Source organism: Nostoc sp. LEGE 12454 (assembly GCF_056620565.1).
The window spans coordinates 14,729-33,217 of record NZ_JBWQXL010000051.1 but is presented as its reverse complement, the minus strand read 5'-3'; the positions used below and the strand labels follow the sequence as shown (position 1 = coordinate 33,217).

The following is an 18,489-nucleotide window of genomic DNA, read 5'->3' as shown; positions in this document are numbered from 1 at the left end:
GAGAGGTCTAATCTGTTGCATACAAACGAAAAGAGTAAAGTATTAAACAATCCGGTTGACAATTGTCCATACTTCTCCATCAGAGCGGACATAGGGAACGGAGATTGTCTTAAAGCCAGTAATAAAGGGCTTGTAATAAATCTGCCAATACATTGGACTCAGTTGATTGGCACAAGCCTTAAGAAAACGGACTTCTGCGGCCAGTTCACTTGCTAGTTGATTAATGCGTTCAGCATGAACCTGAGCCACTTCTTTCGCTTCCTCTAGCTCCTGCTGTTGGATAAGTTGTTTGGATTCACCTTGCCAACGCACTAACTTACCTTGTTTTTGTTTTATCTTGCCTTCCAAAGCGGCGATCGCTGCATCTATGCCTTGGAGTTCAACTGATAATTGGGCATTTTCTCTGGCTTGACGGCGGTAAGCTTCCACCATCGTCTGGGGTGAATCATTCTCGCCAGAGATGACATTATTTTTTATAGTGAGTGCAGCGCGTTCTTCTAAAAGAGCCTGAATTTGAGAGTTAAGCGCTGCTATTTCAGCCTGAGTTTGCTCCATAAATCGAGTTTTAAATGCTGAGTAAAATATTAAAAGCTTTTTGCGCCTTGGGTATCTAGAGAAAGCGATCGCACCTCGGCTGTAATTCCTTCTTCTTGCCAAGCAGCTAACATCGCCGCCTCCACTTCCTTTGAGTGTAACTTATCCGCCAAAGCTAACAGTGTCGGCCCTGCACCACTAATCACCATACCATAAGCACCAGCACTAACAGCTGCAATGTTGAGAGCATCATAACCAGGAATCAAAGCTTTGCGATAGGGCTGATGCAATCTATCTTGCAAAGCTGTCTTTAACCATTGTCCGTTACCAGTTTCCAAGCCGCGTAACAATAACCCCAAATGGGCGGTATTGAAAATCGCATCCGCACGACTCACCTCAGTTGGCAGAACGCCCCGCGCTTCTGAAGTGGAAAGTTCAAAATTAGGAATAGCCACAACTGGCACAACATCTTTATGCCAGGGAACATCACAAATTTCCCAACCTGCACCACTGGTAGCAGCGAGACGACATCCTCCCAACAAGGCTGGAACTACATTATCAGGATGTCCTTCCATTGCGATCGCTAACTCCATCACCTGCGACTGAGAAAGAGTTGCACCTTCTAGTTGATTAGCAGCAACCAACCCACCAACAATTGCTGTCGCCGAACTACCCAAACCCCGCGCCAACGGGACACCTAACTTAATCTCTATTTTCACAGTTGGCGGTGTCTGCTCTATATGTTGATAGAACTTGACAAACGCTTGGTAAAGGAGATTGCTTTCATCAGTTTGGACTCGTTCAGCTTCGGTACCAGTGACATGAATAATTAACCCACTTTCTTCCAGGCGAGTGAACTTGAACTCGTTGTACAGCTTTAATGCTGCACCGATGCAATCAAAACCCGGCCCCAAATTCGCAGTTGTGGCAGGAACGGTAACAGTGATGGTAGAAACAACAGACATTGGCAAAACTCACTAATCATCAACTAGCATCCCATGTAAAGGGTTGATTTGCGAATGAATTATGTGAATTCTCTGTAAGTAGTCCAAAACCCAGCATTCATTTATGTATGATATATTCTGCGGTAATTGGAGTTTAATAAGCAATCAAGCTGAAATGATATGAGCGATAGATCGAGCAATGATTCAAATTAGTTTTTTCTTCAATCTAGCTTGTGACTTACTCTGAATCTGCATCCAGTTTATCCAATAGTCTTTTGCCATGAATCACCGCTACAATAGTTAAAGAATTATCCTGAATTCGATAGATGAGTCGATAGCTGTATACAAACTTTTCCCTAATATTATCATCGCCAAACTCTGGTACTATTCGACCTGAGAAAGGAAAGTTACTCAACTGACGAGTTACATCGATTATTCTTTGAACCACTGCCGCAGCAAAAGCAGTCGAGTCACGAGATATATATGTAGCAATCGCTTCTACATCTTCTAGCGCTTTGGAAGACCAAACTACTTGATAAGCCATTTGCTCAAACGTTCTTCAGCTTCTTCTTGTGTAATTACTCCTTCTATATCAGCTGCTTCTAATCCACGACTAACCTTCTCAATTACGTATAAATGGTATTGGATATCTTCGATTGAGCAATCGTCTGGCAATTGATTCAGCAGAGATTGAACTTTTTCTTTTGTGGTATTCATAGCTTGATTTTTAGTTTATTAATAAAGCAACTGAACGCTATGCTTGGGTGTAGAGTCCACCATCATTAATATAACTCTAATATGACATTGATAGCCTACCCATAGTGAGTAGCTATCAATGCTCTATTATTCCTCAGAAAGATACCTAGCGATCGCTCTTTTTAACAAGTTTATTGGTCAAAAAGATTACTTCAAAGTTCCCAAAACGGGCGCTACCTCAACCTCAGAAATTTGCGGAACCAAGAGTCCCTTAGCATAAATCTGGGGATTGGTTTGCGAGACTATGGCATAAGACTGGCGAAGATTAGCATTGACTGCAACGGTCTTCACATCGTACATCTGCATCGCCATCTTGGGATAGAAACCAATACCAATAATCATCAGCAGAAAACAGGCGGCGATAAATACCTCACGAGGTCTAGCATCCTCGTAGACTGCATCTTCTGGCACGAGACAGTCTGTACCAAAACAAACTGTTCCGTCATCTTCTTGATTTTCTAAGCCAGCATTATTAATGTCGCATAGCAGTGCTGCATCTTTACCATAAAATACCTCTCGCAGCATGGAAAGTAGATAAATAGGTGTGAGGATAACTCCAACTGCGGCAAGAAAAACCGTTACGGTGCAGAAAGTTGAACTGTAAACGTCACTGCTTGTCATCCCAACGAATACCGAGAGTTCGCCAGCAAAGCCGCTCATTCCGGGAAGTGCCAGAGATGCCATCGCTCCGATTGTAAACAGGGCAAAGACTTTGGGCATGGCTTGACCAATACCGCCCATATCTTTCATTACCATTGTGTGGGTGCGATCGTAAGTAACACCTGCTAAGAAGAACAGCACCGATGCAATTAAACCATGCGAAATCATCTGCAACATCGCACCATTGATTCCCAAATCAGTGAAGGATGCAATCCCAAGCAGCACAAACCCCATGTGAGAAATCGACGAATAAGCTAAACGCCGCTTCATATTCGTCTGAGCAAAGGAGTTCAATGCACCATAGATAATGTTGACAACACCGAGAATGGCTAGAACCGGCGCAAAATAAATGTGTGCATCGGGGAGTAGTTCGAGATTCAGGCGAATCAGTCCATATCCGCCCATCTTCAACAACACACCAGCTAATATCATCGATACAGGAGAGGATGCTTCGCCGTGGGCATCAGGCAACCAAGTATGCATGGGGAAAACAGCAAGCTTGACACCAAATGCAATCAACAATCCTGCATAAAGTAGCAGTTGTAGACTAAGAGGATATTCTTTGCTGGCGAGGGCGGTGATGTCAAATGTCATATCACCGCCGCCGTATAGCCCCATTGCCAGGGCTGCCACTAAAATAAATATAGAAGCTGCTGCGGTATATAACAAAAATTTCGTAGCTGCATAACGTCGCCTTTGCCCACCCCAAATACAGACTAGTAGGTAGACGGGAATTAACTCTACTTCCCACATAATGAAAAATAGGAGCAAGTCTTTGGCAACAAACACCCCTACTTGTGCCGAATACAGCACCAGCATCAGAAAATAAAAAAGGCGGGGACGGCGATCGACTTGCCAAGCTGAAAATATCGAGAGTGTGGTGACAAATCCGGCTAAAAGCACAAGTGGTGCTGAAAGCCCATCGACTGATACCGCCCAGTTAAAACCTAACTGAGGCACCCAGGCATAATTTTCCACCATTTGAAAACTAGCACTGCTGGCATCGTAATGCTTCCAAAAGGCGTAGCACATCAAGGCAAAATCTGCAATACCTACACCCAGTGCATACCACCGCACGAGTTTACCATCTTTATCAGGCAACACAGGGATGAGCAGAGAAGCAACAAGTGGCAGTAAGACAATCGCGGTAAGCCAGGGAAATTGATCCGCTATCATGTATGTATAGAAAAATACTTATTTAGTTAATTATGTCATTCTACTAAACTTTGTAACAATTTCTTCATAAATCTTTTTCCCAGTTAACTGCTTTGACCAAAAAACAATTTACTGGAGACTGGGAAAAAAATATTTTTATTTGTTAAGTGTTCTTGTGTAGACAGTTGATGATGGTTACTTACTTGCTTAGGGTACTAATCCCGCCCGCAACGCACGGACAGCAGCTTGTGTCCGGTCAGCAACACAGAGTTTATTGAGAATACCTCGAACATGAGTTTTGACAGTACCGACTGTTAAATAGAGCCTTTTCGCAATTTCTGCATTGTCACAGCCAGCGACAATCAACTCTAAAACATCCATCTCTCTATGAGTTAAAGGATAGCTGACTATACTTTTCTCAACATCTGGGTCAATACCTTCAATCAAAACTCTTTTTCCAGATGCACCTTTGTTGCCATCGGGGAAATCTTGACGTATTTGTTGTAGTACAAGGTCTGCGATCGCTGGATCGATCCATGAGCTACCTGCATAAGTTGTTTGCACAGCCTCTACTAGTTTCTCAGTTTCTATATCCTTCATGCAATAAGAATCTGCACCTGCTGCAAATGCTGCTAAAACTGCTTGTTCGCTATTTTGCATCGTTAAAATTAGCAGCTTTGTTGTATAGTCCTCATTTTCTGCCTGATATTGCCTAAATGTGCGTGTTAGCTCAATACCATCCATGTCAGGCAAACCAATGTCAATAGTAGCAACATCCGGCTTGAGAGTTTTCAGAAGCTTGATACCATCAGCTGCATTGGCTGCTTCACCAACAATGTTAAACTCTGGCTGAGTTTGTAAGGCAGACCGCAAGCCGATTCTTGTCAGGTTGTGATCTTCAATCACAAGGATCTTGATTTCACTCATAGTTGCTTAACTTTACTGTTATTTATCTAAAGTACAGATTAAAATAATCTCGTTCTTCTATTCGGGATCTTATACAAAAAGCAATGCGTTTGGCATTATTCCCTGAAGTTCATCTACCATTAGACATAAATAACCTTATCTTGTAAGCCTTTCTAAGGCAAGAGTTCCGATATGACAATATAATAATTCAATCAAAAAAATATTTTTATACATCAACCTCACGCTCGATGTTTTATGTTAAACAATTTTTCATTAAAAATCTGGTAGCAAGTAAAAGTAGGCGATCGTTAAGTAATTATCCTTGTTTTCAGCGGGATTATGCACAAAAAACGGACTAAAATAACTCACTCTAGACCCAGGCACTCATATTAATTGGAGAATTCAGGCAGCTAATATACTTACAAAAAATACACAAGACAAAGAAAAAATAAGTTTAATTACGTAGACAATAGTTATTTAACTCAGCAAACTCTAAAAGAAAATGTTAATCCTTAATAATCTCAGCGCGGGTGAAGTAAGCTATTACTAGATTTGCTAGGGATAGCCAAGCACTTCTTTTTTATTTAGCCATGTCTTTAACTAAAACTGTCAAAAAAGATAAAATTCTCGTTGTTGATGATGTTTTTGACAATCTACTGGTCTTAGAAGCAGTCCTAGAAGATGAGGACTATGAAATTAACTTGGTAGAAGATAGTAAGATTGCTCTGGCTATGGTTGAAGAGTCACCGCCAGACATAATTCTCTTAGATGTGATGATGCCGGAGCTAGATGGCTATGAATTTACTCGCCGCATCCGACAGAATCAGGCATTGCCATTTATCCCGATTCTGCTGCTCACGGCTCACTATGAGTCTAGCGTTGTTGAAGGACTAGACGCTGGTGCAGATGACTTCATTCGCAAACCATTCGATCCTGATGAACTACATGCAAGGGTGCGATCGCTCCTGCGCCTCAAGCATAGTATCGACGAACGAGATCAGATGGCGAACCTCCGGGCAGATTTTGTCTCACGTTTTACTCACGACTTACGCATCCCCCTAGTAGCCTCTAACCGCGTCTTAAAATTATTGCTGGAAGGCAGGTTTTGCGATGTTTCGCCACAATTGCAAGAAATAATTAATACCATGATTGGCAGCAATCAAGACCTGCTGGAAATGGTAAATACCTTGTTAGAAGTTTATCGTCATGAAGCGGGCTGTAAAACCTTAAAAATCTCTCCCTGCAATATTCAGGAATTAGTTGGTGAAGTTTCGCAAGAATTAACTCCTTTAGCTGAAGAAAAAGGATTAGCTGTAAATATCGATCTAGGTGAAGCGGCAAGCAGCGTCATGGGCGATCGCGTAGAATTGCGGCGAGTTTTGACGAATCTTATTGGCAATGCTATCAAGTTTACAGACAAAGGCTCTGTAAATATTCACTGTTATCTGACTCCGGTAGCTGTGAATATTGATATCCAAGATACAGGGCCAGGAATTTCTAAACCAGATCAGACAATATTATTCGAGCGATTTCGTCAAGGAAAACACCAACGTTCTGGTAGTGGCTTGGGATTATATCTTTCTCGCTGTATTATCGAAGCACATCAAGGCACAATCGATGTGACATCTGAACCAGGCAAGGGCAGTACATTTACTATCCGCCTACCTTTAGCTGACGAAAACTAAAATTAGACAGACAAAAAATTATTACCGATCGATTTCTGGAATAATATCAGGACGCTGTTTATCTTCCCAACCTACAGGACGTTTGGAATTGTACCAGGCAATCAATCCTAATAGTCACAGCAGCAAGAAAGCCTAATCCTAATAACGCTGTCAGCACAATAGAACAAGTAGAGTTATCTTGTGATGTTGGGATGTCTGTTAAAAGATAGATAAATAGAATATTAATTATGAATTAGCAGCCTTGAAAAATCAGTAATATATGGAGAAAATATCTTGCGATCGCTATTATGAAAATGCCTAAAAATATTAGGTAAAAAACAGAGTTAATAAAGGGAGAAGGTTCAGTAAATAATTATTTAACTTAAACCTTCTTCTTAAATAAAATTCCACCTTGTACAATATTGCCAAAATCTATTTACTTGAGCAAGTTGTTACAGCGAGGAAAACCTCTATCACAGTGTACTATTCTAAAGTCTTTTTAACTTCATCTTTGATATTTTCGGTCGTGTGACGGACTTGGGATTCAGCTTGTTTAGCTTTACCTTCAGCTTTATCTTTAGGATCGCCAGTTACTTCGCCGACTGCCTCTTGTACTTTACCTTCAACGTTTTTAGCAAAAGCTTTTGCTCTATCTTCGATACTCATATTATTTGTTCCTAAAATATGTTACGTAGTCATTAACTATTGCTTGCTTGAAAAGCGCTGCAATATCTATAGATTAGTTTTAAATAACTTTTAATGCTTCTATCTAACGATGTTTTTATAACAAATATTTGTGTTCGTTGTACATAGTTTTTTAACCTTAAAATTCATCTTTGGAAATTTAATTAATATCCAAAAGAGGGAAAGGGATCATTCGATTGTTCTATCTTTAGACAAAATCATTTATCACTTCAGGTAGACAGCCATGATAATAAACTGCAACTTGGCTTATTACCACTGGATATGGTAAATACAGCGCTCTTTATCTAAGTTGAGTACACTACCCACCCGCCCTATCGGGCACTCTCCCCGATAGCTTGGTTATACATTAACAGTCACTTATTAACTTGCAATCCGCTGTATGTTACTTCTACAACTCCGGCTAATTAAGCAAATACTAGAAATAACTGGCACCAAAAATAGTTTAAATGTCAGTAAATACTTTAGGATTAGTAGCTTGTATAACAAGGATTTTGTCACAAAATTTAGCAGAAATCAACATAATTGTTCAGATTTTAACTGAAGAATAGTTTAGCTAGTGCAAGAAGGCATAGAGAAGTCTCAGCAGCGACTTTGAATTACCTAATAAAAGTTGTGAGTAATTTCTGCTAAAAGATAGCAGGAAAAATTATCCACGTTTATTTCTAGCTTTTTAATTGTAGTATTTATGAAGATATTTATGCAATCAAATTTTAGTACTCAAGCAACTCCCAACTCCCAATATATAGACTCTAGAATGCAAATAGATTCATCTGTTAACATTTTCATCGGATATTCTATCTTGATTCCAATGATTGTGTTTGTAGGGTTTAATATCTATAAGAAACACCGGGCTGCTGTTTTCCGCCGACAAGTTACTTCTTTAGAGAAACTGTGGCATTTGAATATTAAAAAAGAGCTTGAAGAAAAATAATTATGAAGTACTTATTTCTAGTTTTGGTGCTTATATTCTCTTTAGTCGCTCCTAATGCGGCGATATCTGACAACAAGCCGCTTCTCGACGAGAGCTTATACCAACACGTTGACGCTGAAGTAAAACAGCCATACAACTTAATATCTGGACTTGGCACAATTCACCATCCAGTTTCTACTTCTAATCCCCAAGCCCAAGAGTTTTTCGATCAGGGATTAAATTTGATTTACGCTTTCAATCATGATGAGGCGGCGCGTTCTTTTGAATATGCTGCTAAACTCGATCCGAATTTAGCGATCGCATATTGGGGTGTTGCTTTAGCCTTGGGGCCTAACATTAATTCAGAAATAGACCCCAATCGGGAATTAGCTGCTTACCAAGCAGTACAGCAAGCTTTGGCCCTTTCTACCCAAGCTTCCACCCAAGAACGAGACTATATTACCGCCTTAGCAAAACGTTACTCTCAAGATACTAATGCTGATTTGTATCAACTAGCGCTTTACTACGCCAAAGCAATGGGAAACCTAGTCAAGCGCTATCCTGATGATTTGGATGCAGCGACACTTTACGCTGAAAGCCTGATGGATCTGCATCCTTGGCAGCACTGGACTAAAGATGGTAAGCCACAGCCAGATACAGAAGAAATTGTGGCTATTTTAGAATCAGTTCTCAAACGTAACCCGAATCATGCAGGAGCTAATCATTACTATATTCATGCAGTGGAAGCCTCACCTTCTCCAGAACGGGCCCTTGTCAGTGCTAACCGACTCGGAACTCTAGCGCCAGCAGCGGGACACTTGGTACACATGCCAAGTCATATTTATTTTCGTGTGGGAGATTATGAAAAGGCAATGCAGGCAAACAAGCAGGCGATCGCTCAAGATGATATTTACATCAAAAAATATCAAGTCCAGGGCACTTACCCCATGATGTATTACAACCACAATATACATTTCCTCATGGTGGCCAGTAGCATGGCAGGAAGATATGAAGATGCTCTTAAATCCGCAGATAAATTAGTTGCAAATGCTACTGCAATTGACCCGTATGCACCAATGCTAGAGGGATTCCTCGGCAGCAAAATGCTGATTCAGACACGCTTTAGTGATTGGGATGCCATCTTAGAAACTCCTGCTCCCGAAGCTAAATTGCCCACTACCTCAGCACTTTGGCATTTTGCTCGCGGTATAGCAAGCGCAGCCACAGGCAAACTTGAAGATGCAGCAAGTGAAAGTCGGGCATTACTAGCTGCCAAACAGGGAATTTCCACTCAAGCAACCATTGGATTTAGTCCAGCCAGTAATATTTTAGACATCGCCTCAAAAGTTCTAGACGCCAAAATTGCTAGGGAAAAGCATGATTATGAATCTGCCATCCAATTGCTAGAAAAAGCAGTAGTAGCAGAAGATGCCCTTAATTACGTGGAACCACCAGATTGGTACTTTCCGACGCGGGAATCTTTGGGTGCTGTGCTTTTGGCTAAGGGTGACTATAGAGAAGCTGAGAAAGTCTTTCGTGCCGATTTAAAAAAATATCCCCATAATGGACGTTCTCTATTTGGCTTGCAGGCAAGTTTGCAGGCACTAGGCAAAGATGAGGCCGCTCAACTTGTCAAAGCTGAATTGGAGACAGCTTGGAAAGGTGATGTTCGGCAACTTAAGATTGCAACTTTGGTTAATTAGCCGAACATGATGTTACCCCACTTACTCTCCTTTTCCAAAAGCAGAGGCTAGCGCCAAAGAAAAAGACTCGCAATGCTTGCTGCTATAAGCATCGTAGTTGCTTTGATAGCAGGTTCTCCAAAAGAGTACAAGTCACAATAGTTTTATATTTGTTGCCTGACTTTGCCTTTCGTATTAAAATTTTGAAGTAATGCTTCATGGTGAATGCAGTCAAACGTTCAATTCGGATACTAAAGATGCGCCCCTGCATGTCTGATTTTCTATATCACCCTACAGAATTTATCTTATTCCATTTCCAACCCCTTTTTGCGGTGGATTGTACTTGGGGTATGTGGGGGCGGGCGATCGCTTAGGTGCGATCGCATCACTAGTTAACTATCTACTGGGTGCAAAGAGTTGGCTCGTATGTCATCCTAGATTTATGAGAGTTAATTCAGTGATGTCTTTGGTTTTAGTATTGAAAGGCTTTTTCCTTTTAGTATTTACAGACTTCTGAGAGAAATTAAAATCTCTACACAGTGATGATTTTGGAGAGAATCGATGTCAATTTATGTAGGTAACCTCTCTTATGATGTTACACAAGAAGATTTAAGTGGTATTTTTGCAGAATATGGTACTGTAAAGCGCGTTCAAGTACCTACTGACCGTGAAACAGGTCGTCCGCGCGGCTTTGCTTTTGTGGAAATGGGAACTGAAGCTGAAGAAACTGCTGCCATTGAAGCTCTCGACGGTGCTGAGTGGATGGGTCGTGACCTGAAAGTGAATAAGGCGAAACCCAAGGAAGACAGAGGTGATAGAGGTTCCTTTGGTGGTGGTAACAGAGGAGGATACGGCAACCGCGGCGGTGGCGGTGGCGGTGGCGGACGATACTAACCTTGGAAACAAAAACTTACCAAGAGTCTTAAGGTCAGACAAACAAGAGTCTGTCTTTTTTTTGTAATGTTACCGCCTGCATAGCCATTAGACCTCTTGCAAAAAGCACTTTTGCAAGAGGTGGGAAAAGGGTAAAGGTTAAGGGGGAAGGGCAAAATACAGAACCTTTCCCTTTCCCCCCGCCCCTTATCCCCAGAGGGGGCCCCACCTTCCCCTTTTCCTGACTTCTGCAAGAAGTCTATTGATGAAGTCAACTTAGTAGGAGAAATAATGACCCAAGTAATTGTAGGTGACAATGAACACATTGAGTCAGCCTTACGACGATTTAAACGAGAAGTTTCCAAGGCGGGAATTTTTCCAGACATGAGAAAGCATCGCCATTTTGAAACACCCTTAGAAAAACGCAAGCGCAAAGAAGTTGCCAAGCACAGACAAAGTAAGAGAAGTTTTCGTAATTAAGGGCTGAGATACAGCAGAATTCAGGAGTCAGAATTCAGAATTCAGAATTCAGAAGTCAAACAGGCTCTATACCTTGCTTTGAGACGCGAGCTTGTGTACTTCACCTTCCTTGAAATTCGCTGTAAATATGAATAAATTCCCTCATAGATTCTATGAGGGTTTTCCTTTTGTCTATTTTAAAATCAGGAAACCTAAAGAAACGCTAAAATCAACTCAGCCTTTGTATTGTAGCGGTTGTGTCCCACATCACTCAGAGTGCGGTTCACTGCATAAATCCTGATTGTCAACGTCCTTATCCTCAGCCTTGGGGAAACAAATTTTGCAACAGCTGTGGCGCACCGCTAGAGTTGTTAGACCGCTATGTTCCACTTCAGCCCTTGGGATCGGGAGGATTTGCTCAAATCTACACGGTTTGGGATGAAAAAACTCAAACCGAAAAAGTGTTGAAAGTATTGGTAGAAGATTCGCCAAAGGCACTGGAGTTATTTACCCAAGAAGCGGCGGTTTTATCCGGTTTGCACCATCCAGGTGTCCCCAGAGTCGATGCCGAAGGGTATTTTCAGGTACAACTGTTTAACCCCAAACCGCACCAACTGCCTTGTCTGGTAATGGAAAAAATTAATGGGCGGACTTTAGAGGAGATATTAAAAAAGTTTCCCCAAGGGTGTCCAGAGAATTTGGTTTTAAACTGGTTTGCCCAAGCTGTGCAGATTTTACAAGAATTACACAAGCGTCAGATTCTTCATCGGGATATCAAACCTTCTAATTTAATGCTGGGTACATCTTCGCCATCTTTAACCCCGTCTCAAGGGCAAATAGAGGGCGATCGCTTGGTGTTAATTGATTTTGGCGGGGCAAAACAATTTAGTGCCTCTAAGCTGCGTTCTCAGTCTAGTTCCACGCGATTATTTTCTTCTGGCTACAGTCCGCCAGAACAAGTGATTGGAGGTATTGTTGGGCCAAGTGCCGATTTTTATGCGCTTGGTCGAACGGTGATTGAACTACTAACAGGCAAATACCCGCTAGAGTTGGAAGATCGGCAAACAGGTAAATTGCACTGGCGAACTGTGGCGAATGTCAACCCGCAACTAGCAGATTTGCTGGATGAGATGGTGCAGGAGGATGTGCGATCGCGTCCAGCGAATGCAGCTATAATTCAAAAACGTTTGGCGAAGATTTCTCAACCATTACCGCCACCAGGGTTATTTGCTCAACTGCAAGACAAGATTAAGCAAGCCTCAACGCAAGTTTCCCAGAGATTTACACTGATAACAGAAGCTATTGAACGAGTTTTAGCTAACTTTAGCCTAGCTGTCACCAAAACCGTTATTTTTATCGCTCAGACAATCGTCAAAATTTTCCGAGCTTGTTTGGCGACGATTTGGGCGATGATCCTGAGTACTATCGGCGCTTGTTTTGGTGCGATCGCTGGTTTTATTTTGGCCTATCGTACCAGCTTGGGGCCTCAGGTTGTGGAATTGATTGGGAGTCAGTTAAATCAATTAGTGCCAAATGCTCAACCCGTCTTCGGGGCAGATATTTTGGTGTTCGTCGCCGCAGGCTGGGGAACCGCATGGGGATTGACAGTATCCGGGTGTTTTGGTCAACGGCGGCGATTTTTAGTGGCTTCCTTGATGGGCATAATTAGCTATGGCTTCGGCTGGTTAATTTTGCAATTAATCACCCCAAAAGATAGCGGCGAGGGCTTAGTGGCAGTGATTTTAGTGGCAGTTTCCCTACTCACCTTGAGTTTAGGACTTCGCAGCCATCATGTAGTGTACGCTGTGTTCGCGGCCTTTGGCAGTGCGATCGCCTATGCAGTTTTGATTCTTTTGAAGTTAGCACCCCCAATTTTCCAATTTACCAGTCAACCAGCCTGGTCAGAGTTACAGTTACCTCTGACTTTTTTTGGCTCTGTAGGCTTCTTTATCAGCTTCTGGTTAGGAGTGAGTTACTACTTAATTGTCCCTGGATTGCGCCTTTTAGGATGGCGATGAAAGAGGCGGGGGAGCACGGGAGCACGGGAGCACGGGAGCACGGGAGCACGGGAGCACGGGATGAAGTTGCAGTAAGTTTTTCCCCTCTGCCCCTCTGCCCCTCTGCCCCTCTGCCCCTCTGCCCCTCTGCCCCTCTGCCCAATCCCTAAAAACAAGATCCCCCTAGTCGTATTTTTATCGAGCTAGGGGGATCACATATTTGGTAGTCTATAATTGGTTCGGTATAGTTCCTTACGATTTGATTCTATAGCCTATATTTCCGTTTGAGTAGTCTTACTATTAGAATTTATGGTATTTTTACAGCTTCTTAATCAATGCTTCATCCCTGTACTTCCTTAGAGAAGCAGTATATGTAAGGATGACAGTACGTGATGTTCGTAACTTGTCATTTTTGTAAATATCAGTAAAAAGTATGAAACTTAAGATTGTTGCCACCGTCTCCTTGTTAGCTTGTTTAGGGTTTGCAGAGCAGGCTCTTGCATTAAATCAGCTAGACTTGGATCAGTTAAAGGCAACAAGTGCCTGTCCTCGGTGTAATTTGAGTGGCGCTGACCTAACTAGGCTGAATCTAACTGGAGCGAATTTGCGAGGGGCTGACTTGAGCGCCGCTACATTATCTCAAGCTAATCTCACGAATGCCGATCTCACCGGTGCAAATTTAGAAGGTGCGATTCTGAATTCGGCGAATCTCAATGGTGCTTCTTTAACAGGAGCAAATTTAAAATCAGCATCCCTGGAAAATGCCGATCTGTCTTTCGCCGGCTTCATCAGTGCCAATTTAGAAGCAGCAAACTTAAAAGATGCCAAATTGCAATTTACTAATTTTCGGGGTGCTAACTACCGATTAACGACTTTAAATAATGGTGTTGTCACCTCCGACAAACCTTATGGCTGGTCGTTAGAGCGTCAAAATCCCAGAGAATGTAACGAGTACAAACCCGAAAATACTCTAGGCACAACCTGCTACTCAAAATAAACTGAGCATTGGGCACAAGAGGCAGAGGGGCACAGGGGCAGAGGGGAAAAACTTACTGCAACTTCTCCCCTGCTCCCCTGCCCCCTGCCTCCTTCAACCCCTATCCTTGTATAGCAAAAGCATTTTGTTTGTTAACAGTTCTTTATCATGGGAAAAAAGCCTAGCCTATAGATTAATTAAATCGATGCTTACCCATATAAAAGACCTAGCAGCAAAACTAGCGCCCCGTTTAATTGAAATTCGCCGCCACATCCACTCTCACCCAGAACTCAGCGGTCAGGAGTACCAAACAGCAGCTTTCGTAGCTGGTGTTTTGTCTTCCAGTGGACTGCACGTACAAGAGGGAGTTGGCAAAACGGGTGTCATTGGAGAACTTCAAGGCACTAGCCAAAATGGCCGTTTATTGGCAATTCGTACTGATATGGATGCCTTGCCAATTCAAGAGGGCACTAATTTAGAATATGCCTCTCGTGTAGATGGTATTATGCACGCTTGCGGTCACGATGTTCATACCACTGTAGGGTTAGGAACGGCAATGGTGCTGTCCCAAATGGCTGAAGAGTTGGGTGGGAAAGTACGGTTTTTATTTCAGCCGGCCGAGGAAATTGCTCAAGGCGCAAGCTGGATGGTGAAAGATGGAGCGATGGAAAACGTTTCAGCTTTATTAGGGGTTCATGTTTTCCCTTCTATACCCGCAGGATCTATTGGGGTGCGTTACGGGGCATTAACAGCCGCTGCTGATGATTTAGAAATTCTGATTATGGGAGAATCTGGACACGGGGCGCGTCCCCATGAGGCGATTGATGCGATTTGGATTGCTTGCCAAGTGATTACTGCACTGCAACAAGCCATCAGCCGGACGCAGAATCCTTTGCGTCCTCTAGTCTTGAGTATCGGGAAATTTAATGGTGGCAGAGCGCCGAATATAATTGCTGATAAAGTGCAATTATTGGGAACCGTGCGATCGCTCCATCCCGAAACCCGTGCCCATCTCCCAAACTGGATTGAAAACATTGTATCTAATGTTTGCCATACCTACGGAGCAAAGTATCAAGTCAATTATCGCCAAGGTGTACCCAGCGTCCAAAATGATTACGCTCTGACGCAATTGTTACAATCAGCCGCAGAAGAAGCTTGGAATAGCGATCGCGTTCAAGTACTACCCGAACCTTCCCTTGGTGCTGAAGATTTTTCTATATATTTGGAACACGTCCCCGGTTCTATGTTTCGGTTGGGTGTCGGCTACAAAGAAAGAATCATAAATCACCCTTTACACCATCCCCAATTTGAAGTCGATGAATCTGCAATTATCACCGGGGTTGTAACGATGGCATACACCGCTTATAAATACTGTCAGCAAAATTTGTAAACAAAAACTCCCAGCAGATAAATGCTGGGATGTTTTTGTTTAACTAATTTTTTTTAGCGGATATAGAAAGCCCAAAAGCATTCTACGCATTCGATTCGCTAACAACACCTAATTTCTCTTGAATTTTGGTCTTAGCAGCTTTGAATTCAGTAGCCAGTTGCTCGCTTTCATCGCTGCTCAAGTTGTTACGAATGGCAGCAAACATTGTGCTTTCTTCTTGACGAATATGGTCGCCAACAGCTTCCATCAGCTGTGTAACTCGATCTTTGAATTCAGATGAGGAAGGGCTAATAGCCTTAATTTGGTCTAACACCTGCTTCATTTCAGCTTGTTCATCAAACAGTTCTTGGGTGTTATCTTGACCGTAGAAAGGACGTACTCGTGGGTAGACTACTTCCTCTTCAGCTTCAGCGTGGGCAGTTAAATCCTTATAAATTTGACCGAAGTACTCTTGGATCTTCTGCGGATCGTTGCTTTGCAGTAGTTCGGTGAATAAGGTATTTACCTTGTTGTGATCGAGGCGGATGACATCTTGGATATTTAGATCCTTTTTGTCGCTGTTTTGGGTGACAGCGCTACCTACTACGCCACTGACTGCGGCCATAGCGTCTTGAACACGTGCCCAAATTCCTTGATCTGCATCTTGTCCGGTGAGTTCGCGGACACCCAGAATTTCCAGAATGCCTTTGAGTTGCTCTTGGTGAGCGCGGTTCTCAAAGTTGATGGTATTCAATGGCCCAATTGCTAGCAACACATCAGCGCCAACTTTTTGAGCAGCTTTGTGAACTATCAAGCCACTCATTACTATTTGATGTTTCAGCAATTCATGCTGAGAGACTTTCTCATACAGGCTTAACTCAGAACCTTTGAACAATTCGCGAGCTTTTTCAATGAATTGTGTAACATTTTGTTTGGGTTCAGCCTGAATGCCATACTGACCAATTACGGTTTCCAGAACACCAAGGTTTTTTTGATCGTCATTGATAAAATTTCGGATGCGATCGGCAATTTCAGCATCAAGTCCTTGCGTCAAAAGCGATTGTTCATTTTCGATCGCCAACTCTTGCAGGGCTTTAATACTTGCAAGTTTTACAGCAATAGCATTGCGTTTCGTATCATCTAAAGTAGTTACCATCCGTGTTCTCCTCGGCAAAGTGTTCATAATTCTTACTTGATATAACCTTGACACAGAGACTAGGGAGATTCCATCTTTCTTTTGAGCGATCGCTCTCACAACTCTGGGTAGAGAAACAAAACTTTTCGTTAGATAAAAATCGAAGCGATCGTTTCAATTCAATTAATGGTTGCAATCAAATCAAGCAGTTTAGTATGGCACTCAAATTGAATAAATTACCTATTTTGGAATAATCTATATCTTTGGAATGAAAATTAACATTAAAAAAACTACTTCTTATTCAAGAGGGCAAAATCGTAACCAGTTCCACTAGAGCAAGACTCACAACGCTCAATTTTGACAAGCATTGCTTCTCCTTGACGCTCCCCAGAGGGCGAAAACTTAATCATTCCGGTTGCTCCAGATGTTGAAAAATTGGGATTAGACAATACCCTTTGTAATCCTTCGCGGGTACTATCTTCTTTTAAGCCAGCAATAATTGCTTGGAGTGCATCATAAGCTCCTGCTGTTCTCTGATTTACTTGAGCATTCCAAAGCTGAAAGGCATTTTTTGCAAAGGGGTTATCTTTATTAGCATCACGATGCCAATACACAGGTAATACCATTCCTTCGAGATCCTTGCCATTTTGTAAAGTTGTAGCACTGTACATAGTTTCAGAAGCAAACAATGGCTTTCTACCTTTAACCTCTTGTGCTACTTTGGTAGCAAAGTATATATTTCTGATTGAAGGCATTAGTAAAAAGCCACTTGCATTTTCTGTTTCGATGGCTTTATCTACAAAAGCTTTAGGGTCAAAATTCTTATCTGCTAAATTGCAAGGCGTAGTAATAACGTTGCTGCCATAATTTTTGATAGCTTGAGTGTACTTTTCTACAAGTATCTGATTTGATGAAGAGGTTGAATTATCTCTTGAATTACGAACATCGCCACAAATAGCAACATTCCTTGCTTGTCGAGCAATGTAGCGAGAATGAGTATCTACTAAATTATCATATAACGGATTTACGTGAAATAAGTAGTTATTTGTGGAACTATTAGGCTGACTATTTAATGTATTATTAGCTAATTTTTCTGAATTTTCTGCTTGATTTGGTAGCTCGACGGGTAAGACTAAAACCAAACCTTTCTCTTTATATATTTCTGCTTTACGTCTAACACCCACAGCAGCTACAAGGCTTTTATCTTCAGCTAATTCATTATCTAGCCGTGCAGAATCTTCTCTATTATCAGCACTGGCAATTACAATTTGCAATTTTTTACCATTAATTCCTCCTTGGTTATTAACTTCATTTTGAGCTTGAGCTACACCGCGTAAAATCTCTTCTGCTAAACTAGGATCGAAGTTAATTGGTGCGACGATCGCAACTTTTATAGCTGACGAATTATCTCGCGCTATTTTGGCATTGTTTAAATAAATTAAAGTTTCTGGGTCATTGCGATTATTTTTCAGAGAATCAGTAAATTTTTGAACGGCAGTACTGTAATCTTTCTCAGCAAAAGCTTTAACTCCATCTGTTTTTTCAGGGGATGTTTGCACTTTCACCAAAATCCTTGTACCCAAATTCATTAATGACGGCTTATTTGTCAAAGAAGATGAAGCTGATATGGGGTTTGATGGTGTTACAATGGTAGAAGAAACTTTGCTAATTAACCATAAAATAACTGCTACCATTATCCCAGCCAGACCCAGAGAAATAAGCAGTTTCAAATTTTCTTTTTTATCTGTCATGAATAATTACCCA

Annotated in this window: 18 protein-coding genes and 1 pseudogene; 9 read left to right on the top strand and 10 right to left on the bottom strand. The window is 41.9% G+C overall.

Annotation, left to right across the window (positions count from 1 at the left end; genetic code table 11):
* Positions 1 to 42: 42 nt before the first annotated feature.
* The 6 genes from AC1F2U_RS29890 to AC1F2U_RS29865 form a co-directional block, all read right to left on the bottom strand.
* On the bottom strand, positions 43 to 555 hold the full coding sequence (locus AC1F2U_RS29890; protein ID WP_480264430.1) for a hypothetical protein: 513 nt from the start codon (positions 553 to 555) through the stop codon (positions 43 to 45).
* Between the two features lie 29 nt (positions 556 to 584).
* Positions 585 to 1,499, bottom strand: coding sequence for a homoserine kinase (gene thrB, locus AC1F2U_RS29885; protein ID WP_480264429.1), 915 nt, complete (start codon positions 1,497 to 1,499; stop codon positions 585 to 587).
* Positions 1,500 to 1,716: 217 nt separating this feature from the next.
* Positions 1,717 to 2,022: a type II toxin-antitoxin system RelE/ParE family toxin gene (locus tag AC1F2U_RS29880; RefSeq protein ID WP_480264428.1), complete on the bottom strand. Its 306-nt coding sequence runs from the start codon at positions 2,020 to 2,022 to the stop codon at positions 1,717 to 1,719.
* Positions 2,007 to 2,195 (bottom strand): hypothetical protein, encoded by a 189-nt coding sequence (locus tag AC1F2U_RS29875; protein WP_322685876.1) that lies wholly within the window; start codon positions 2,193 to 2,195, stop codon positions 2,007 to 2,009. The genes AC1F2U_RS29880 and AC1F2U_RS29875 overlap by 16 nt, the downstream gene beginning before the upstream one ends.
* Positions 2,196 to 2,381: 186 nt before the next feature.
* The gene (locus AC1F2U_RS29870) at positions 2,382 to 4,070 is read right to left on the bottom strand and encodes an NAD(P)H-quinone oxidoreductase subunit 4 (RefSeq protein WP_480264427.1); all 1,689 of its coding nucleotides are present in this window, start codon (positions 4,068 to 4,070) and stop codon (positions 2,382 to 2,384) included.
* Between the two features lie 186 nt (positions 4,071 to 4,256).
* Entirely contained in the window at positions 4,257 to 4,976 is a 720-nt protein-coding gene (locus AC1F2U_RS29865; RefSeq protein ID WP_480264426.1) for a response regulator, read from the bottom strand.
* Positions 4,977 to 5,545: 569 nt separating this feature from the next.
* On the opposite strand from AC1F2U_RS29865, the gene AC1F2U_RS29860 reads away from it, so the two are divergent.
* The gene (locus tag AC1F2U_RS29860; protein ID WP_480264425.1) at positions 5,546 to 6,640 is read left to right on the top strand and encodes a hybrid sensor histidine kinase/response regulator; all 1,095 of its coding nucleotides are present in this window, start codon (positions 5,546 to 5,548) and stop codon (positions 6,638 to 6,640) included.
* A gap of 21 nt (positions 6,641 to 6,661) precedes the next feature.
* On the opposite strand, the pseudogene psb35 reads toward AC1F2U_RS29860, so the two are convergent.
* Positions 6,662 to 6,833 (bottom strand): annotated as a pseudogene (gene psb35, locus AC1F2U_RS29855) (photosystem II assembly protein Psb35).
* 269 nt (positions 6,834 to 7,102) lie between these two features.
* A complete protein-coding gene (locus tag AC1F2U_RS29850; RefSeq protein WP_100899406.1) occupies positions 7,103 to 7,285 on the bottom strand; it encodes a CsbD family protein in 183 nt (60 codons plus the stop codon).
* Positions 7,286 to 8,021: 736 nt separating this feature from the next.
* Between AC1F2U_RS29850 and AC1F2U_RS29845 the strand changes: the two genes are divergently transcribed.
* The 7 genes from AC1F2U_RS29845 (at position 8,022) to AC1F2U_RS29815 (ending at position 15,611) form a co-directional block, all read left to right on the top strand.
* On the top strand, positions 8,022 to 8,255 hold the full coding sequence (locus AC1F2U_RS29845) for a hypothetical protein (protein ID WP_480264424.1): 234 nt from the start codon (positions 8,022 to 8,024) through the stop codon (positions 8,253 to 8,255).
* A 2-nt stretch (positions 8,256 to 8,257) separates the two neighbouring features.
* The gene (locus AC1F2U_RS29840; RefSeq protein WP_480264423.1) at positions 8,258 to 9,937 is read left to right on the top strand and encodes a tetratricopeptide repeat protein; all 1,680 of its coding nucleotides are present in this window, start codon (positions 8,258 to 8,260) and stop codon (positions 9,935 to 9,937) included.
* 540 nt (positions 9,938 to 10,477) lie between these two features.
* On the top strand, positions 10,478 to 10,810 hold the full coding sequence (locus AC1F2U_RS29835; RefSeq protein ID WP_094351322.1) for an RNA recognition motif domain-containing protein: 333 nt from the start codon (positions 10,478 to 10,480) through the stop codon (positions 10,808 to 10,810).
* A gap of 270 nt (positions 10,811 to 11,080) precedes the next feature.
* Entirely contained in the window at positions 11,081 to 11,269 is a 189-nt protein-coding gene (rpsU, locus tag AC1F2U_RS29830; protein ID WP_012407716.1) for a 30S ribosomal protein S21, read from the top strand.
* A 236-nt stretch (positions 11,270 to 11,505) separates the two neighbouring features.
* Positions 11,506 to 13,266: a serine/threonine protein kinase gene (locus AC1F2U_RS29825; RefSeq protein WP_480264422.1), complete on the top strand. Its 1,761-nt coding sequence runs from the start codon at positions 11,506 to 11,508 to the stop codon at positions 13,264 to 13,266.
* A gap of 412 nt (positions 13,267 to 13,678) precedes the next feature.
* Positions 13,679 to 14,242: a pentapeptide repeat-containing protein gene (locus tag AC1F2U_RS29820; RefSeq protein WP_480264421.1), complete on the top strand. Its 564-nt coding sequence runs from the start codon at positions 13,679 to 13,681 to the stop codon at positions 14,240 to 14,242.
* Positions 14,243 to 14,426: 184 nt separating this feature from the next.
* The gene (locus AC1F2U_RS29815) at positions 14,427 to 15,611 is read left to right on the top strand and encodes a M20 family metallopeptidase (RefSeq protein ID WP_480264420.1); all 1,185 of its coding nucleotides are present in this window, start codon (positions 14,427 to 14,429) and stop codon (positions 15,609 to 15,611) included.
* Between the two features lie 82 nt (positions 15,612 to 15,693).
* Here the strand turns inward: AC1F2U_RS29815 and AC1F2U_RS29810 are convergent, their stop codons facing one another.
* Positions 15,694 to 16,746 carry a hemerythrin domain-containing protein gene (locus AC1F2U_RS29810; RefSeq protein ID WP_480264419.1) on the bottom strand — a complete coding sequence of 351 codons (1,053 nt, stop codon included), beginning with the start codon at positions 16,744 to 16,746 and terminating at the stop codon, positions 15,694 to 15,696.
* A 47-nt stretch (positions 16,747 to 16,793) separates the two neighbouring features.
* Here AC1F2U_RS29810 and AC1F2U_RS29805 point away from each other — a divergent pair, with 47 nt between their 5' ends.
* Entirely contained in the window at positions 16,794 to 16,979 is a 186-nt protein-coding gene (locus AC1F2U_RS29805) for a hypothetical protein (protein WP_480264418.1), read from the top strand.
* Positions 16,980 to 17,015: 36 nt separating this feature from the next.
* Here AC1F2U_RS29805 and AC1F2U_RS29800 read toward each other — a convergent pair whose 3' ends face one another.
* Positions 17,016 to 18,476, bottom strand: a complete 1,461-nt coding sequence (locus tag AC1F2U_RS29800) for an ABC transporter substrate-binding protein (RefSeq protein WP_480264417.1) — start codon at positions 18,474 to 18,476, stop codon at positions 17,016 to 17,018.
* Positions 18,477 to 18,489: the final 13 nt, after the last annotated feature.

Coding starts and splice junctions, on each gene's coding strand:
- AC1F2U_RS29890 (WP_480264430.1), bottom strand. CDS start 555: ATGGAGCAAACTCAGGCTGAAATAGCAGCGCTTAACTCTCAAATTCAG.
- thrB (WP_480264429.1), bottom strand. CDS start 1,499: ATGTCTGTTGTTTCTACCATCACTGTTACCGTTCCTGCCACAACTGCG.
- AC1F2U_RS29880 (WP_480264428.1), bottom strand. CDS start 2,022: ATGGCTTATCAAGTAGTTTGGTCTTCCAAAGCGCTAGAAGATGTAGAA.
- AC1F2U_RS29875 (WP_322685876.1), bottom strand. CDS start 2,195: ATGAATACCACAAAAGAAAAAGTTCAATCTCTGCTGAATCAATTGCCA.
- AC1F2U_RS29870 (WP_480264427.1), bottom strand. CDS start 4,070: ATGATAGCGGATCAATTTCCCTGGCTTACCGCGATTGTCTTACTGCCA.
- AC1F2U_RS29865 (WP_480264426.1), bottom strand. CDS start 4,976: ATGAGTGAAATCAAGATCCTTGTGATTGAAGATCACAACCTGACAAGA.
- AC1F2U_RS29860 (WP_480264425.1), top strand. CDS start 5,546: ATGTCTTTAACTAAAACTGTCAAAAAAGATAAAATTCTCGTTGTTGAT.
- AC1F2U_RS29850 (WP_100899406.1), bottom strand. CDS start 7,285: ATGAGTATCGAAGATAGAGCAAAAGCTTTTGCTAAAAACGTTGAAGGT.
- AC1F2U_RS29845 (WP_480264424.1), top strand. CDS start 8,022: ATGCAATCAAATTTTAGTACTCAAGCAACTCCCAACTCCCAATATATA.
- AC1F2U_RS29840 (WP_480264423.1), top strand. CDS start 8,258: ATGAAGTACTTATTTCTAGTTTTGGTGCTTATATTCTCTTTAGTCGCT.
- AC1F2U_RS29835 (WP_094351322.1), top strand. CDS start 10,478: ATGTCAATTTATGTAGGTAACCTCTCTTATGATGTTACACAAGAAGAT.
- rpsU (WP_012407716.1), top strand. CDS start 11,081: ATGACCCAAGTAATTGTAGGTGACAATGAACACATTGAGTCAGCCTTA.
- AC1F2U_RS29820 (WP_480264421.1), top strand. CDS start 13,679: ATGAAACTTAAGATTGTTGCCACCGTCTCCTTGTTAGCTTGTTTAGGG.
- AC1F2U_RS29815 (WP_480264420.1), top strand. CDS start 14,427: ATGCTTACCCATATAAAAGACCTAGCAGCAAAACTAGCGCCCCGTTTA.
- AC1F2U_RS29810 (WP_480264419.1), bottom strand. CDS start 16,746: ATGGTAACTACTTTAGATGATACGAAACGCAATGCTATTGCTGTAAAA.
- AC1F2U_RS29800 (WP_480264417.1), bottom strand. CDS start 18,476: ATGACAGATAAAAAAGAAAATTTGAAACTGCTTATTTCTCTGGGTCTG.